The organism is Pedobacter sp. Bi27 (assembly GCF_918698255.1).
Lineage (GTDB): Bacteria > Bacteroidota > Bacteroidia > Sphingobacteriales > Sphingobacteriaceae > Pedobacter.
Map to the genome: position 1 here is coordinate 490,883 of NZ_CAKKMW010000004.1, position 17,813 is coordinate 508,695.

The 17,813-nt window shown below is 36.0% G+C and carries 16 protein-coding genes; 6 read left to right on the top strand and 10 right to left on the bottom strand.

Annotated features, from left to right (window positions below; translation table 11 throughout):
* Positions 1–154: 154 nt before the first annotated feature.
* Positions 155–2,227 carry a TonB-dependent siderophore receptor gene (locus LQ227_RS15960; protein WP_230149964.1) on the top strand — a complete coding sequence of 691 codons (2,073 nt, stop codon included), beginning with the start codon at positions 155–157 and terminating at the stop codon, positions 2,225–2,227.
* Between the two features lie 26 nt (positions 2,228–2,253).
* On the top strand, positions 2,254–3,321 hold the full coding sequence (locus LQ227_RS15965; RefSeq protein WP_230141379.1) for an HmuY family protein: 1,068 nt from the start codon (positions 2,254–2,256) through the stop codon (positions 3,319–3,321).
* A gap of 197 nt (positions 3,322–3,518) precedes the next feature.
* Here the strand turns inward: LQ227_RS15965 and LQ227_RS15970 are convergent, their stop codons facing one another.
* The 4 genes from LQ227_RS15970 to LQ227_RS15985 all read right to left on the bottom strand — a co-directional run bounded on the left by LQ227_RS15970 (position 3,519) and on the right by LQ227_RS15985 (position 7,170).
* A complete protein-coding gene (locus tag LQ227_RS15970) occupies positions 3,519–3,698 on the bottom strand; it encodes a hypothetical protein (RefSeq protein ID WP_010602585.1) in 180 nt (59 codons plus the stop codon).
* 182 nt (positions 3,699–3,880) lie between these two features.
* Positions 3,881–4,465 carry a biliverdin-producing heme oxygenase gene (locus tag LQ227_RS15975; RefSeq protein ID WP_230141381.1) on the bottom strand — a complete coding sequence of 195 codons (585 nt, stop codon included), beginning with the start codon at positions 4,463–4,465 and terminating at the stop codon, positions 3,881–3,883.
* 70 nt (positions 4,466–4,535) lie between these two features.
* Positions 4,536–4,955 carry a response regulator gene (locus LQ227_RS15980; protein WP_230141383.1) on the bottom strand — a complete coding sequence of 140 codons (420 nt, stop codon included), beginning with the start codon at positions 4,953–4,955 and terminating at the stop codon, positions 4,536–4,538.
* Between the two features lies 1 nt (position 4,956).
* Complete coding sequence (locus tag LQ227_RS15985; RefSeq protein ID WP_230141385.1) at positions 4,957–7,170, bottom strand: ATP-binding protein; 2,214 nt, start codon at positions 7,168–7,170, stop codon at positions 4,957–4,959.
* Positions 7,171–7,314: 144 nt separating this feature from the next.
* Between LQ227_RS15985 and LQ227_RS15990 the strand changes: the two genes are divergently transcribed.
* Positions 7,315–7,683, top strand: coding sequence for a response regulator transcription factor (locus LQ227_RS15990; protein WP_029275186.1), 369 nt, complete (start codon positions 7,315–7,317; stop codon positions 7,681–7,683).
* A 5-nt stretch (positions 7,684–7,688) separates the two neighbouring features.
* Here the strand turns inward: LQ227_RS15990 and LQ227_RS15995 are convergent, their stop codons facing one another.
* The 3 genes from LQ227_RS15995 to LQ227_RS16005 are packed head-to-tail and all read right to left on the bottom strand — an operon-like array spanning position 7,689 to position 9,053.
* Positions 7,689–8,495, bottom strand: a complete 807-nt coding sequence (locus LQ227_RS15995) for a mechanosensitive ion channel family protein (RefSeq protein WP_230141387.1) — start codon at positions 8,493–8,495, stop codon at positions 7,689–7,691.
* Positions 8,496–8,519: 24 nt separating this feature from the next.
* A complete protein-coding gene (locus tag LQ227_RS16000) occupies positions 8,520–8,675 on the bottom strand; it encodes a hypothetical protein (protein WP_230141390.1) in 156 nt (51 codons plus the stop codon).
* A gap of 9 nt (positions 8,676–8,684) precedes the next feature.
* A complete protein-coding gene (locus LQ227_RS16005) occupies positions 8,685–9,053 on the bottom strand; it encodes an STAS/SEC14 domain-containing protein (protein WP_215128884.1) in 369 nt (122 codons plus the stop codon).
* Between the two features lie 140 nt (positions 9,054–9,193).
* Between LQ227_RS16005 and LQ227_RS16010 the strand changes: the two genes are divergently transcribed.
* A complete protein-coding gene (locus LQ227_RS16010) occupies positions 9,194–10,312 on the top strand; it encodes an alpha/beta hydrolase (RefSeq protein WP_230141393.1) in 1,119 nt (372 codons plus the stop codon).
* Positions 10,313–10,485: 173 nt separating this feature from the next.
* On the opposite strand, the gene LQ227_RS16015 is transcribed toward LQ227_RS16010, so the two are convergent.
* Positions 10,486–11,256: a Ku protein gene (locus LQ227_RS16015; protein ID WP_230141395.1), complete on the bottom strand. Its 771-nt coding sequence runs from the start codon at positions 11,254–11,256 to the stop codon at positions 10,486–10,488.
* Between the two features lie 129 nt (positions 11,257–11,385).
* Here LQ227_RS16015 and LQ227_RS16020 point away from each other — a divergent pair, with 129 nt between their 5' ends.
* Positions 11,386–13,656, top strand: a complete 2,271-nt coding sequence (locus LQ227_RS16020; RefSeq protein WP_230149966.1) for a glycosyltransferase — start codon at positions 11,386–11,388, stop codon at positions 13,654–13,656.
* Between the two features lie 351 nt (positions 13,657–14,007).
* Here the strand turns inward: LQ227_RS16020 and LQ227_RS16025 are convergent, their stop codons facing one another.
* Positions 14,008–15,474, bottom strand: a complete 1,467-nt coding sequence (locus tag LQ227_RS16025) for a glycoside hydrolase family 130 protein (protein ID WP_230141398.1) — start codon at positions 15,472–15,474, stop codon at positions 14,008–14,010.
* A gap of 155 nt (positions 15,475–15,629) precedes the next feature.
* On the opposite strand from LQ227_RS16025, the gene LQ227_RS16030 reads away from it, so the two are divergent.
* Complete coding sequence (locus tag LQ227_RS16030) at positions 15,630–16,721, top strand: sensor histidine kinase KdpD (protein WP_230141400.1); 1,092 nt, start codon at positions 15,630–15,632, stop codon at positions 16,719–16,721.
* On the opposite strand, the gene LQ227_RS16035 is transcribed toward LQ227_RS16030, so the two are convergent.
* Entirely contained in the window at positions 16,707–17,810 is a 1,104-nt protein-coding gene (locus LQ227_RS16035; protein WP_230149968.1) for a metallophosphoesterase, read from the bottom strand. The genes LQ227_RS16030 and LQ227_RS16035 overlap by 15 nt on opposite strands.
* Between the last annotated feature and the right edge of the window lie 3 nt (positions 17,811–17,813).

A 17,813-nucleotide genomic window follows, 5' to 3' on the forward strand; every position in this document is an offset into this window, starting at 1 on the left:
GATCATGATATTTCATCCCGTTGTGTGATTTGAAAAATCATGATGGCTCCATATTCACTTAATCCGTTTGGCGGTATTAATTATCCGTTTAGCGTTATCTGTTTTTTCTGATTATCTACAAATTTGCATAATTATTTATAATTAGTCTAAATAAATGAATATATATTTATCAATTGCTTTATCACTTTGTGGATTTGTTACTGTGGCTCAAGAAATTAAAGTTGATACTACAAAGGCAAATGATTTAAAAGATGTAGTGGTTACAGGGCAATACGGGCCGCAAACCCTGAAGAACTCCGTATACAATGTAAAAACAATAAGTGCAGATCGGATTAAGCTAAGAGCTGCCACCAATGTGCAGCAGATTTTAAATACCGAACTCGGTTTCCGTTTTAGCAACGATTTAACTTTAGGTACAACAGACGTTTCTTTAATGGGAATGACTGGCCGGAATATTAAAATTTTATTGGATGGTGTACCGATGGTAGACCGATCTGATGCCCGCGAAAGTTTAAACCAAATCGATATTAACACCATTGAAAGGATAGAAATTGTAGAAGGTCCGATGTCTGTTGTTTATGGCACCGATGCGCTGGCAGGAGTAATTAATATTATAACCAAAAATCCCGGAAAGCAATTGTTAAGCGTTAATGCACGTGTACAGGAAGAAAGCGCAGGAAAAGAATATAACCTACTCAATGGTGCAGGCCAGCATAATCAGAATTTAAGTATTAGTTGGCAGCAAAAAGGCTGGAGTGTTTTGCTTTGTGCATCGCATAACGATTTCGGTGGCTGGAATATGGCTCCTAAAACAGCATTTTTAGAAGAGTTTAACAACTATAAAAATCAATGGAAACCTAAGGAGCAATGGCTTGGTAATACTAAAATTGGGTACAGAAATCAAAACTTTAGTATATGGTATCGCCTAGACGGGCTAAACGAGGATATTGATTCTCGTTTTGGAATAAATCCATCGAGTTTCGAAGGGAAGCTGTCTACCTATACCACCAAACGTTATACGCAACAATTGCAGTCTGAATGGAGGATAAACAATAAATTACAGATAACGGCCATAGGAGGATATACCGATTTACAACGATCAACCCACACCGTTATCCATAATTTTACAAACAACACGGAACGATTAAGTGACGATAAGGGCGAACAGGATATAGCAAAATTCAACTCAGCTATTTTTAGGGCCACTGCAATTTACACCTTAAATAAATCAGTTTCATTTCAGCCAGGTATCGAATACAATAGAGATGCTGCTAGCGGGCAAAGGATTAACGGTGCGCCTGTAATTAATGATTATGCCGCCTTTATTTCTGCCGAAATTAAACTTGCTAGTGGAATAAGTGTAAGACCAGGATTGAGGTTTATTAAAAACTCCATTTACGATGCCCCTCCTGTAATTCCATCATTAAATACAAAATTTACTTTAACCAAAGATTTAGATCTTCGATTGGCTTACGCTAAAGGTTTTCGTTCTCCGGCACTGAGGGAACTATATTACGATTTTGTAGATGCGAGTCATAATATTTTGGGTAACCCCAATTTAAAAGCCGAAGAATCGAACAGTTTTAATGGCTCTTTGGCCTGGGCAGGCATACATCAAAAAGATCTGCAGTTCCGTTCTACGCTATCGGGTTTCTATAATTTGTTTAAAAACAGGATTAATTTTGCCCAGTCACCAACAGATAACTCCATAACCTCGCTATTTAATGTAGATAAGTATAAAACAACAGGTGCTACGTTAGACAATACATTGATTTATAAAGATATTCGGGCTACACTTGGCGTATCGTATATCGGCCGATATAATGATTTAAGCGTGAGCAATCCAGACTTGGAGACTCCTGAATTTGCATGGGCTACTGAAGTAAACTCCAATATAACTTATACGCTTCCGAAAATTAATGGGAGTATCAGCCTCTTTTATAAATATACGGGGAGCTTACCAAACTATAAACTTACAGCCGAAAACGATCCCAACTCAGTAAAACTGACGAAAATTGGCGATTTCCATACCGCAGATTTAATGCTGAACAAAAATCTATTTAAATCTTTAACCATTAATGCAGGTATTAAAAACCTATTTAATGTTACACAATTGAGCAACACTTCAACTGCAACTGGTGGAGCACATAGCACAGGTGGCGATGTTCCATATAGTTATGGCCGATCGTATGTGCTTGGGCTGACCTATAACTGGAATAAACTATAACAATAAACAACATTAATTATAATAACATGAATAAACTGAACTCATTAATCGCTATCGCGTTTTTAGCTGCAACACTTACGGCCTGTAAAAAGAATACAGAAGAGCCTATTTTTGTTGCTCCACCATCTAATGGAAGTACTTTAACACTTAACGGATTAATAGGTGCTGAAGCTGGAAGTGCTGCAGGAAATAGTGTTTATGTAGATTTCAGTACTGATAAACAAACTTCGATAGAACGGGATAGCTGGGATTTAGGCTTTTATTCTGGAACTGATTTTAAAGTAATCTTAAATTCGAGCAATGGAGCTTCTGCTTTAGTAATCAATAAAACAGATTTAAATACCGTGACAATCGCCGATTTTGATCCTAATGCATTAAAAGTTGGTCAAGGCCTGGGTAATTTTTCAATAGTTGATGATGGCAGGGAAGCTAATATCTTAAATAAAACTGCTATTGCAGCTATCTCTTCAACTGATGCTGAAAATAAGGTATATATCATCAATAGAAAAGGTGGTGCAGCAACCGTGCTTGCTAACGAAGAACTTTATAAAATCAGGATAATCAGAAAAGGTGCAACTGGCTACACTTTACAATATGCTAAAGTAACCGAAACTACATTTAAAACATTAGATGTGATTAAAAATGCTGAAGCCAATTTCCAATTCGCCTCCTTAGTTAAAGGAACAACTGTTACTGCCGAGCCTGCAAAAGCAAACTGGGATATTGTTTGGGGTTACAGTATGTATTGGACAAGCACGGTCCCATACGCCTTTTCAGACATGGTTTTCATTAACAATATAGCTGGGGCATCTGCGGCTTCTGTTGCGGTTACCGATACAAAAAATTATATAACATTTTCAGAATCTGACATTGCAAGTATAACTTTTTTAACTAATAGGGATGTGATTGGATCAAAATGGAGGACCTCGCCTAATTCACAAGGTGTAGGAGGTGCTGTTGAATCAAAAGTTTTTTATGTGATTAAAGATGGCTCCGGAAATGTGTACAAATTAAAATTTGTAAGCTATATTTCCGCAGATGGTGGTACACGCGGTAAACCAGTAATTGAATATAAATTGGTAAAAAAGGGATAATTTAAGCTAAGGCTTACTAAAAAAATATGTTTTGTTAGTTGGATATAGGCTCTCCGCGATGGGGAGCCTTATCTTTTTATAGGTGGCCAGACTTACGAAGTCTATAGGCCACTTGCAGATAGACTTCGTAAGTCTACCCAAAACGCAAAAAGGGCCCTGGCATACCAGAACCCTTTTTGTTTCTTACTCGCGAAATATTATTTTCCAGAGTTTTTCTTGTCAGTTACTTCTGCACGGATTTCTTGTGCTAAAACTTTAAGATCTTGCATTGCTTTACGCACACGAGTACCAGCAGCTGCATTGCCAGCATTATAAAATTTTTCTACATCTGCTTCAATAGCAGCAACAGCAGCTTTAACTTTTGAGAATTTTTCCATCGCTAATTGATGTTTTTAAGGTTTAAAAAATTTATTTTTTCAATAATACATATTTACCTTGAATTAACAACAGAAAGCAAATATTTATTTGAAAGAAGTTTTGCACATTTACACAATCAAAAAAATGCCCTGGCACTATTATAGAGGTATTTTTTTGGATTTTGAGATCAAAATCTGGCAACTTAATTCAGTTGTTTCGATAAGTTGATCAGGTTATTGAAGGTTAAATTGGCGCTATTTATACAGCGTTTATAATCTGCCTCAGCAACCGTCTGGTTTATTACAGAGACAAATATTTTCCATTTCGTACTCAGCTCATCGCCATAAACACCATAATAATTTAGGCCTCCTTCCTGGTCTTTAAAATTTGGATTGGCTAAAATATGCCTTTTAATTACGTTTCCGCCCAATGTAGCCCCTTCTAGCACATACAACGCACCTAAAACTTCGGCAGTATTTTTTTCTGGAACAAACAATTCAAAATCTAAACCTGGCAATGTTAAACTATCTATATTCCAATATTTTAAATCTTCTTCTAAAGCAGTGAGTTTCAATCTGCTTTTCATTTCCAATTGTTCGGCAATAGCTGCATCCAGCATATTCGCGAGCGTATTCTCTAATTTTTGGTGAATAATATAATTAATGGTTAACAGCTTTTTATACTGATCAATGCTTAAAGAATTGTTCATAATCTCGTTCACAAACATTAAGGATTCTAATGTTCTATGGTTTTCTGCTGTTTCAGCTCTCAATAAATTGGCAATCATATATGGATTTTAATTATTAAAAGAAAAGATCCGGTTAATACCCGAATCTCTCCATATGGTTTTATAAAATTTAATTTAACCTCAAATGTTGGTTAAACCAAAAATCGTGTACAGAATGTACACATTTAAGCAAGCTCTCGTAACCATCAGGTTTGGTAAGATAGGCGTTGGCACCAAACTCAATTGATGCTTTTACATCATCAGGATTATCAGATGTAGAGAACAAGATTACAGGTATCGTTTTGAGATAAGGAATATCCCGTATAAATTTTAACAGATCTAGTCCCGATAAGCCGGGCAAATTCAAATCAAGCAAAATTAATTTTGGTTTGGTTTTACTTTCAGCAAAATGCTGAAGTTTTTGTAATGCCTCTGTCCCATCTTCAATTATAGTTAAATTAAGTGTATCCTTAACCTCTTGTACAGCACTTTGCATAAAAAATGCATAGTCTATATCATCCTCAACATAAAATATATCTGGTGTTTTCATCTTATCTGTTTTTAAAAGCTACAAAAAAGGTAGATCCTACATTTAACTTACTCTCAAACCAAACCCTGCCATTGTGTTTTTCTACAACCCTTTTTACAATTGCTAGTCCCACTCCTGTTCCTTCTATTTCCTTAACATTATCCATGCGCTTAAAAAGCTCAAAAACCCTATCGTAATAACGGTTGTCGATTCCTATTCCATTATCTTTAACAGCGTAGATAGTCTCCCCTCCATCAATATACGCAGAAACCTCTACCTTCGGTTTGTCCACCATGGCAGAGTATTTTACCGCGTTACCAATCAAGTTTGTGAAAACCTGCGCTATCATGGTCTTATCTCCTTTTATATTTGGGAGTTCCCCCAAAACTAATTCGGTACGGTCTGCTTTAAAGGCCGACCACACTTCGCTTCTTATTTCTTTTAACAGCGATGCTACATCAACTGTTTCAAAATTTATTTCAGAACGGCCAACTCTTGCTAAATTTAGGATCTCTTTAATTAAGAAATTCATTTTATCAGCGCCTATTAAAATTCTACTCAACATTTTTTGGCCATTTTCATCAATGCTCTTATTTTTAAGCATAAGCTCAGCGTAAGTTTTTATCGAAGTTAATGGTGTTCTTAAATCGTGCGAAATCGTATAGCTAAAAGTATCTAATTCTTCGTAAGCGGCCTGTAGCTTTTCGTTAAGTAGCCTAATTTCGTTCGCCTTTTTATTGATGTCGGTAATTATAATTTCTCGGATCCTTAAAACCGAGGCAATTTCCTCAGCCATCCATTTTTCAGATGTATTATTTACAACCTGCGACCAAATTTCGAAAGATTTACGGGGAGATAGGCTCAATAAGCCATTTTCTGAAGGAACTACAGCTTTTTCAGGATTTCCAGCCCAATTTACAGTGGCAATGATTTCGGGTTTAAACCAGATGATCATTTCACCCATTTCTTTATTTAGCATACATGAAAGAATTCCAGCGGATATTGACTTGTATTTTTTAGCTGGAGAATGGATTTCAGGCAATCGATGGGTATAATATATCGATTCATCATTGGTTGTTTTTAACCATTCAACAAGTTCTTTTATTTCCTCTTCTGATGGTACATTTCCGATAGTTTTAAGCTCATTTTCGAAAATAATGGCCACTCCCGAAGCTTTGGTTGCATCTAAAATGGTTCTTTTATGGGAAGTTACGGCCTCAATTAAATATTTATCACGGTTTAAATGTTCTAAAAGAACATTCGCGGTACTTTTAAATTGTTCAATAATGGCTGCATCTTCTTCTTCCTGGCGGTATTCTAAAGCTGAAGAAAGAATCTGCCCGATTAATTTAGCGCCTTCTCTGGCTTTATAGTCTATAAACTTAGGACTATAGTTATGGCAGGCAATTAACCCCCATAATTCGCCATGAGCGATTAAGGATATGCTAAAACTCGAATGAACACCCATATTCTTCAGATATTGAATATGTATGGGCGATACGGCGCGTAAGCCACCATTGGTTAAATCGAGTGCCTCGTTTTCTTTAAAAGTTAGAATTGGCGAGTCAGTCATGTTTACATTGGCAATTAACCTGGTCAGATTGAGTTTATAAAGCACCCGAGCCTGTTTAGGAATATCAGATGCGGGGTAATGCAATCCAAAAAATGGTTCTAAATCTGGTTCTTTTTCTTCAGCTACAACTTCGCCATGACCATCCTCTAAAAATTTATAGATCATAATCCGATCGTAATTGATCAGTTTTTTTACCTCTTGAGCAGCACCTTTTAACAGCGCTGAAATGCTTTTCCCCTGAAGCATAGAGGAGGCAGAACGACCTATAGAACTTTGAATATCGAATTGTAAGGTTACCGGCTCAAATTCCAAAAGCCAATCACTTTCTGATGAAGAAATAATCAGATAAAAAGAAAGGCCATTAATTTCAACAGGATAGGGACTAATTGCATCAAAGCTTTTACGGATGATACCTAATTTAAGTAATTCTTCGATATTAAATGCTGGATCTTGTTGTTTGATAAATTGGTTTAAGACCGAAAGTTGTTTGTTTAATAGGCTCTTAGCTTCTTCCGCTAAAAAAACTTCTACATTTTCGCTAATATAGGTAATGGATAGGCTGTTCTTATCAACCGCTAATAGAAAGCCATGCGATTGAATTTTACCAGGAATATGAATGGGTTCTTTATCGCAATTGCTTAGGTCTACAGAAAATTTAGTCATATGTATTTTGATGTTGCGGCGTATTTAATTTCACGAATTAACAAATATTAAGCCTCTTTTTAGAATGTCTCTATTTTGCTAAATTCGGTTTTGAGATTTATTTTTTATTATATATTTGTTTGAAATTTAAAATCCATCTCAACCTTGGCAAAGAAGAATATTTTGGTTATCGAAGATAATCATGCAATCCTTGATGTTATAACCCTTATTTTAGAAAGCGAAGCTTTTAACGTTGAAGGACTAAACAAAGGTGCTGATTTTATTAACCATGTTCAGAAATTCAATCCAGATGTAATAATCATGGATATTATGCTCCCTGACACTGACGGAAGGCTGCTTTTAAAAGAACTTAAAGATACCGCAGCTACACAGCATATTCCCGTTTTAATGATTTCTGCCCGTTATAATGCTAACAATTATACTTTAGATGGAATAGAAGCAGATGACTTTATGGCCAAACCATTTAATATCGACGAATTGATGGATAAGATTTATGCATTATTAAGAAAGTAATTTTTTTATTCGGGCATACCAGGTAATTTTATTCCTCCCAGTTTTAAGTTTTTCATCAGCACTTCCAGAAAAGAAAGTTTAGTATCAGTAAAACCGTGTGCTTTAACCCAAACATTTAAACTTACTTTAAATCCACTATCTTCTAAAGCAGACACACCAATTCTTCTTTCTGGTGTTTTGAGACAATCTTTAAATTCATCGACAGTTTTATTGAAAACAGTTACGATCTGTTCATAATCGATACCATAGCTAAACTTCATTTCAATGTCCAACCTCCTGCTGCCTTCTCTGCTGATATTGATAATCACTTCATTTGATAATTTGCCATTTGGAATAACTACGGTTCTGTTATCGAATGTTTTAACAATAGTATAAAATATCTGGATAGATGTTACTGTCCCTTCCTGACTTTGTGCAATAATATTATCGCCCACAACGAAAGGTTTCAACAGTAAAATCAATACACCACTGGCAAAATTTTGCAGTGTACCGGATAAAGCCAGGCCTGCCGCAACTCCAATACCACCAATAAGTACCGTTAAAAAAGTAAGCTGAATGCCAATAATCTGCATTACGGTAAGTACCAATAAAACCCTTAAGGTAATGAGTATTAAACTGGTTAAAAATGGACGCAGTGACGGATTTATATCTTTACGGTGCATACCACCCTGCATCCATTTCCCTAGTAGCTTAATTAGCCATAAGCCTAAAATAAGCAGCACTATACCTAAAATTACCGATGGTCCTTTATCAATTATCCAATCGTAGGCTTTATTATAAAAATGCTCGATGTTATTGGCATCAATCTTCATAAACAAGGATTTTGCTTCTAATTATTAAGGTTTTTTATGTTTAACGGGCGCATCTTTAGTTACATTTACTTTCTTGGCATCTTTGGCTGATGTTACTTTATCATCAGCACCTTTAGCTTTTGCATTTTTCGGTGCGGTAGCCTTGCTACTTTCTGCCGGTGTTTTAGAATTTTTCATCATTTTTAATCGTTAGTCTTCAGCATTCAGCCAGGCCTTAGCTTCTTCTATCTCTTCTGGTTTAAAACCTTTTGATTTACCTGGCGTAGCCACCGTGAAAACATCAGTAAACCACTCTACTCCTTTTTCGGCGCTTACCACGGCTATTTTTTTCCATTTGGTAAAATTTTTCAAACCTGCTTTAACATCTTGTACCCAGGCACCAGCTGTAAAATTTTTCACATCAGTTTCTAAAACGAGCAGATACCTGATTTCCTTAAATCGCTCAGCGGTTCTTTTCAAACCGGCTAATAAAACATTCTTTACATCATCGCTTGTCACTTCTCCGGTAGCCCTTACGCCAAAAATATGATCTGGTAGTCCTGTTATTTCTGTTAGCATAATTATTTCATTTATTTAAGAACACACTAATTCATCAAGATGTTTGCCATTTAAATAAATTCTGAAAAGTTGAGTGCCAACAAAAACACTATCCTATTGATACTGTTATACAAACAACTTTTATAAAATAAAACAATCCTATGAAAACTAACTGGTTAAAACCTGCTTCATTTATTTGTGCTGTGGCTGTTTGTATTGCTGCTTGTACAGGCGGAACAAAAACGACTACAATTACAAATTCGACCATAACCGACTCTTCAGTAACTGCAGCATTAAAACCTGCAGGGCCTGCTCCTGAATGGGGAAAAACAATAAAACCAGAAATGCAGGCTGTAATAGAAAAATTAAATAGTTATGGAGATAAGCCTTTAGAAACTTTAAGTGCTGCCGATGCACGTAAAAATCATACACCAACTGATGCGGTAATGGATTTGGCAAAACAAAACAATATTACCATACCAACTACTAAGGTAGATACTATAGGGAAAGATATTGATGTTAGCGGAGGCAAAATCCATCTGCGTATTTATACGCCAAAAGCAGGCAACGGACCTTATCCGTTAATTGTTTATTACCATGGCGGTGGTTTCGTTATTGCCAATTTAGATGTTTATAATGCATCTGCACAGGCATTAGCAGAGCAGGTTGGTGCAGTTGTGGTTTCTGTTGCTTACCGCTTAGCACCCGAAAACAAGTTCCCTACTGCGCATAACGATGCTTTTACAGCTTATGAATGGGCTGTTAAAAATGCAGTAAATTTAAAAGCCGATCCGGCTAAGATTGCAATTGTTGGTGAAAGTGCGGGTGGAAATTTAGCAGCAAATGTATCTATTATGGCGAGGGACAAACACATTATGCTTCCTGTGCACCAGGTTTTGATTTATCCCATTGCTCAGGCAGATATGAACACCGAATCTTATAAAATGTATGAAAAAGCAAAACCGCTAAACAAAGCAATGATGGGGTGGTTTACAGAGAAATATCTGACTACAATGATTGAAGCACAGGACCCTAAAATATCATTGGTTAATGCCAATTTAAATGGGCTTCCATCAACAACTATTATTACAGCCGAAATAGATCCCTTACATGATGATGGTGTAATACTCGCTGATAAATTGAAAGCCGCTGGGATAAAAGTTGACAGTAAAAATTATGAGGGTGTAACACATGAATTTTTTGGTATGGCGCTGCTTGTACCAGAAGCGAAGGCTGCTCAGGCTTATGCCGCACATCAATTGAAGGCTGCCTTTAAATAAGCGTTTTAACCACAGATGAGCACAGGTAAACACGGATCTTGATATCTGTGTCCATCCTTCATATCTGTGGTTAAATTATTTTTAGAATTTGCCTAACTACTACATTGCCTCAAGCCCAAATGCATTTCTGATTGTAGTGCAACCCTAAACCCTTTACGCTAACCGATACCTAACTATGCGCCTTTCTTTGAGCCCAAACTCTGCATCAATTGATCATACAGGTCATCGCTTGTCGCTTTTTGTGGTTTCATCTTTTTAACCGTTGCGCGTTTGCCTTTAGACTTTGCTTTAATAATCTTCAAGAGTTCGCTACTGTAATCATCTTTAAAGGCGCTCAAGTCGAATTTAGAACTGTATTGTTTAATCAAGGCCAAGCCCACATCCATTTCTTTTTTGGTGATGGTAATATCATCAACCTTGTTAATTTCTGATAAACTCCTTATTTCCTGCTCAAACCTGATTTTAGTAATCACAATTACATGTTCCATGGGATGGATAACACAAAGATTTTCTGTATTCCGTAGTACAAATCTGGCCACTCCAGCCTTACCTGATTTTTCTAAGGCCTTTAGCAATAATCCATAAGCTTTTTTACCCTGCTTTTCAGGCTCGGTATAATAAGAAGTTTCATAATAAATAGGATTAATATCTTTTATATCAACAAAATTCTCTAATTCAATAATTTTAGTTTTTTCAGGCGCAGCCTCTTCAAAATCGTGCTTATCTAAAACAATGTATCTGTCTTTTAAGAAATAGCCTCTAACAATCTTCTCATAAGGCACTTCTTTATGGGTATTTTCATTCACCCTTAAAAATTTAATCTTTGCATGATCGCGTTCATCAAGCATATCTAAATCGATATTACTATTCTGGACAGCAGAAAACAACTTAATTGGAATGTTTACCAAACCAAATCCAATAGAACCTTTCCATATTGATCTCATAGTTAAATATTTACTTACTAACAAGCGTCTAAATCAGATTGTTTTGGCTTTATTAAGCGTAAATTGAGGAAATCACAAACTATTTAGATAATACAATGTTATTTAAGTATCAAACCTATTTGAATACATATGAAAATCGCCTACATTTCAACCTATCCTCCTCGTGAATGCGGTTTAGCTACATTTAATCAAAATTTGGTTAATGCCTTAAGTTTAAATCCTGCTTATAATTCACACAAAAGCTTTGTTGTTGCATTAAATGAATCGGATGATGTTAATGAACACGATTACCCAAGAGAAGTGAAATTCGTCATCCGTCAGCAAAATCAAAAAGATTATATTGATGCTGCAGATTTCATTAATAACAGTGATGTAGATAGTTGTATTATTGAACATGAATTCGGTATATATGGTGGCAACAGCGGCGTATTCTTATTGTCCCTAATCAATAGATTAAAAAAGCCATTCATTACCATTTTGCATACGGTTTTAAAAGAACCGAACTTCATGCAACAGACCATTATTAAAGAGATTGCAGTTAAATCTTCTAAAATAGTGGTGATGAGCAAAAAAGCAGTCATGTTTTTGACCAGTATTTACCAAATTCCAAAAGATTCAATTAAGTTAATAGAGCATGGTGTTCCAGACCTAGAACCTATACCCAATAACAAAATTGCACAAAGTGAGCTTTTTACCAATCGAAAAGTGCTTTTTACATTTGGCTTAATTAGCAGAAATAAAGGCTTAGAAACCGTAATTAAAGCTTTACCAGAAATTGTCGCTCAACATCCAGATGTTTTATATGTTATTCTGGGCAATACTCATCCTGGCGTTGTAAAACATAATGGCGAAGAATATCGCGATAGTTTGAAAGCGCTGGCAAAAGATTTAGGCGTAGAAAACAATATAACTTTTGTTAATAAATTTGTTTCTGAAGAAGAATTGCACCAGTATTTAACGGCCTGTTCTTTATACATCACGCCTTATTTGAACGAAGCACAGATTACCAGTGGTACTTTATCATATGCCATTGGTGCCGGTGCAGCGGTAGTTTCTACCCCATATTGGCATGCACAAGAACTTTTAGCTGACAATAGAGGCAAATTATTTGATTTTAAAAATAATGCGCAACTGGCAACCATTGTAAACGAACTTTTAAGCGATAAAGATAAATACCAGAAACTGAAGCAAAATGCCTACGAATATGGATTGAACCTTCGTTGGCCAGCCATTGGAAATGTTTATCTTAACGTATTAAATGAAGCTTTGGCTGTAGGAAAAAAGCCAGAAAGAGTTACCCCTCCTATTATTGATGTAGAAGGTATGCCGGCACTTAATTTAAACCATATTTCATTGCTTACAGATGATACCGGAATCATTCAACATGCCCGTTTTGGTATTCCAAATTTGAAGGAAGGCTATTGCATTGATGATAATGCCAGAGCGCTGATTATGGCATTAATGGCTATTGAGCGGGATAAAAACCCTAGAGCTTTAAAATTCATGCCGGTTTATCTCAGCTTTATCCAGTATATGCAAACAGATGATGGTAATTTTAGGAATTTCTTAAGTTTTAACCGTAATTATTTAGATGAAATAGGCTCAGAAGATTCGTTTGGCCGTACCATCTGGTCATTGGGTTATTTAGTTTGCAGTGCACCCAACAATTCTTATCGTGAATTTGGTAGGGAATTATTGTTCCATGCTATTCCACATTTTAAAGAATTAAAATATCTCCGTGGAAAAGCCAATACGATTATTGGTCTATCTTATTATCTGTGTGCACACCCTGGTGATGAGTTGATCACAAAAGAAATCAATATGTTGGCCAATTCGTTAACGGCATCATATCAAGACAATAAAGATGGCGATTGGCATTGGTTTGAAGATATTCTTACCTACGATAATGCAATCCTTCCATTGGCTTTGCTTCATCATTACGAAGCTACGGGGAATGCAACATCCTATAAAATTGCGATGGAGAGTATTGAGTTTTTGAATAGTTTCTCTTTCGAAAATGGATATCTAAATCCGGTTGGAAATGCAGGATGGATGAAAAAACATGGAAAAAATCCTATCTATGACCAACAGGCTATAGAAACGATGGCAATGGTTTTACTCTATGCTAAAACATTCGAGGTAACCAAAGATGACAAATATTTAAATTTAATGCATATCAGTTATGAGTGGTTTTTAGGAAGAAACAGCCTGCATATTCCTTTATACGATTTTGAAACACATGGATGTGCAGATGGACTACAGTTTAACAGTGTAAACAGGAATCAAGGTGCTGAGAGTACATTGGCCTATTTCATCTCCCATTTGGCTATATTAAAGGCGGCAGAAGCGGAATATGAAACACTGTCGTCTCCCCTGATGGAGGCAGATAAATGTAGCTAAAAATTAATTTGTCTTGGAAATATAAAAAGGCTGATTCACTTCTGAATCAGCCTTTTTATATTAATCGTCATTTGCGAGAAGGAACGACGAAGCAATCTTATTTTAGGAGAATAATATCTTCATTTCGACTGAAGCTTACCGATTTAAGTATTTGTTTTTATTTACGAATGGTATGCTTGCTTGTTTTACAGGTTTCATCGGTAGCGTATGCAGAACCCGAAGGCGCTGCGAAGCAAAATCTTTAAACTTTTCGGTAACCTAGTCCAAAGATCTCTCCACTCCGCCTTGCTTCGGTCGAGATGACGATTTTTCTACTGGGGTCTGTCAATCGTAGCTGTTGAAAGATCCGTTTTAATTATTCTCCAGTAATTTAGTCAGCAACAACTCCAGATTTACGGTTGCAAATGAAGAACTATAATCAGATAAACCATAAGGAATAATTAATTCGCCATTACTGATAATCGATCCACAGGAATATACCACATTGGGCACATAACCTTCACGTTCATCATTATTGGGAATAATCAATGGTTCTTTTAAATGGCCTATTTCTATACTTGGGTTTTCAAGATCCAATAAACTTGCCCCAATGCAGTACCGCCGCATTGGCCCCACCCCATGTGTAATGATAAGCCATCCTTTTTCCGTTTCTATCGGAGAACCACAATTGCCAATCTGTACCAGCTCCCAATCATACCGTGGTTGTTTTAAGAGAACCGGGTTTTCCCAAACATTAACTTTATCAGAAAACATCAGGTAGTTATTCCAGCCATCTATCCGGCTCATCATGACGTATTTCCCTCTAATTTTTCGTGGGAATAATGCCAGGTTCTTATTTTGTGCCCCATCTCCATAAAGTGGAATCACTTTGAACTCGTAAAAATCTTCCGTTTGTACTAGTTTAGGAATAATTAATGACCCATCAAATGCAGTATAAGTGGCATAATATAATACTTTACCATCGTCTTTAATAAATTTAACAAAGCGGGCGTCTTCAATCCCCTTACGTTCAAATTCTGAAATAGGAAAAATTACACGATCAGAAATATCGGTATCTTTTGAAAAAGTTATGGTATGATAAGTATCTGATAACCAAAGTATTTTATCATATTCGATTAAACGTGTTGGATTTTCTTTATGTAAACTTTTAGAATCTTTAATGATATTACTCAAACTGGTATATTCAAATTTATCATCCAGTTTTGATTCAATTTCTTCTAATACGGAAGGATCAATCTGCGCGTAGGCTGCTTTTTTTAAGAATAGTTTTTTTACGTAAATGGCATTCTTCACCACCTCAGCCTCATCAACATAATTTCCAACAGGTAAAACCTGGATATTATTGTCTTTATCAATTAAAGCTCGGCGGAAAACAATAGAAGAAATGTGACCTTCTCCGACAGCCCTAAAACTGATAATTACCCGTTTTTCGCCTTCTACAAGATCGGTTTGATCGGGATCGTCTACAATACTGGGATTGAAAAAAGCGGCAGATTCTATTGAATATTCATGTGTAAAGTAAGCACCGATCAGCAATCTGGTGTATTCATCAATATCTTCGAATTCGGTACCTAAGACCGCAAACTGTTTTTTTAATTTTTTACAGTGCCTGGTCAGGATTTTGGTAATATTCCGGTGTCTTTTAGAATATTCCTGTAAGATAGGCGATATCAACGAAAAAACTTTTTCATCAGAAAACTCTAAAACCTTCCTGATTACTTCTAATGCTCTCTCCTCTCCGTTAAAAAAAAAACGGGCAATAACTCTTTTAGTATCCGGGTTAACCTTAACAGGTTTACGTTCTATGTATAATCTCATTATTTATGCTGTTTTGTAGTAATTTAAAGCCTTCGTCACCATTTCTTCCAACTTTATATTAACGAAATTTACGACTTAATTGTTTATATTATCTACAGTATTTGCACATAATTTTTACCTTTAGTTATTCACCCTTAATGGTAATTAAACATTAAATGCATTACGAAAAAGCAGATAACATGATTCCATCAGATGAAACCTTGCGTTTAGGAAAATTAAGATACTACGAGATTTTAAGTACACCTGCAGAAAGTGCTTTTGATCAGATTGCACAATTGGCTGCTGAAATATTTGATGTTCCGAACGCAGGTATCACTTTTCAGACGGATGGGGAGATTTTTATGAAAGCTCAAGTGGGATCATCAATCGGGTTACCTATAAAAAGTGAAGCATTTACTTTTTTTGCCTCTACTCCAATCAGCTCGCCTGAAGGTTATCATATCGGCCTGATTTACGTTGCTGATACTAAATTTAAAACAGCCGAAGAACAACAGCTAAAAATGCTGAAGCATTTAGCGGGTATGGTAATGGAGAAACTGGAGTCTAGAATTGCAGCTAGAAAAGCTTTCAGGGCCTACGATGATCGTTTACATGTGCTTATTCATGATCTTAAAAACCCGATGACGACCATTTCACTTCAATCTGAATTGCTGGGACGAATTCCTGGGATTGATGACAAAGCAGCATTAATTGCCGGTAAGATTAATGCGCAATCGAAAAGAATGATTGATAATCTGAACGATATTTTAAGCGTTGCACGGAAAGAAGCGCACTCATTTAAGCCCCAAAAAACGAAAGTTGACCTTAAAGAAGTGCTCGACGAAGTAAAGTTTAATATGGATTTAACACTTAAACAGAAAAAACAAACCCTTTTGATCGATATTGAAGTTCCGGTAGAAATCTTTGGCGATGCGGATAAACTCAAGCTAGTTTTTAGTGAATTACTGGACAATGCCATTAAGTTTTCTCCAAAAGGAAAGGAAATTAAAATATCACATCAAACTGCAGAAAATGAAGTAACCATTGCAATAAAAGATAACGGTGTGGGTTTAATAGAAGAAGATCTTGATAAAATTTTCTTAAAATTCGCAACATTAACGGCTCTGGCTACAGATCATGAAAACACTTATGGTTTGGGGCTAATCACTGCAAATGCCTTAGTAGATATACATAAGGGAAAGTTGTGGGTAGAAAGCGAAGGGAAAGATTTAGGTACAACTTTTTACGTAACGCTACCCATTAAATAAATTTAAATCTAATAAATCACTGAGTTTCATTTCTTCAAGCAAAATTCTTTCAGGAATAGCATTTCTATGGTACGACCATTTTATTAATCTTATAAAGCCATTTTCGATTTCTATACCAGTCATGTCGCCATCACTAAAACAACAACATCCGCTATTAAAGTAACCCGGTTTATATTTGCCAAAACGTGGCGTTTTATCTCCTTTTTTTATCAGTTTATAAAGTTCTGCATTTAAAACAGCAAGATCATCAGCATTCTTTTCTTTTTTTGCTTTTTTAAGTTTTAAATAAATCCGTTCCAGGTGTGTTAATGATGCGAAAACTGGCTGATGTGTATGTCCGGTAATTAAAGCCAGGTTCTTTTTTGTAGCAACCCAGCTGTACATGAGTGCGTTATGCGCTGTTTTAAGTTGGTTGCTGTAGGCTGGTGTATTCGGGTTAATTTGAAGGTATGATTGCAGTGGTGCCCATATTGTACTCACAAACCATTTGCTAAACCAGTTTCCGTCACTCTGTAAATCGCCCTGATGGCCGTGGGTTAAGAAAATATCAAGCTTACTTTCCCCCACTGTCATCCGTAATATTGCACCTTCGTAAATATGGATTTTAGTTCCGTAAATTCTATTGAGGTTAAATCCCGCTAAAGGATCATTATCCCAGTACAAATCATGGTTACCAAATATTTTAGTGAAATGGTTTTTTGAAATAAAAGCTTTTTCGGCTTCGAAAGTAGCCTTATTGTGTTTAATTACAGATTCTAGCAAATTCTCCCAAAGTTCTTCGCTATCGCCCAAATTAATATAATGAAAATCTTGTTGGTTATAGTATTCGAGCGCCTTTAAATAATTCTTTTCAGCTAAAGTAAAATCATCGGCATAATCGCGTGCGCCCTTATGCTGGTCAGATAAAACGATAAATTTATCAGTATTGGTAACATCAAAAATAAGTCCACGCTTACCGGGTGTTGTGTTGATGGTTTTGTACAATTTATTTAAAGCCGCATGGATACGTTTACGGTTGGGCCTTGACCCAAACTTATTCGACATGCGAATAATCCAGGCACTAAGTAAACGTTGTAAGAATTTCCGCATGTA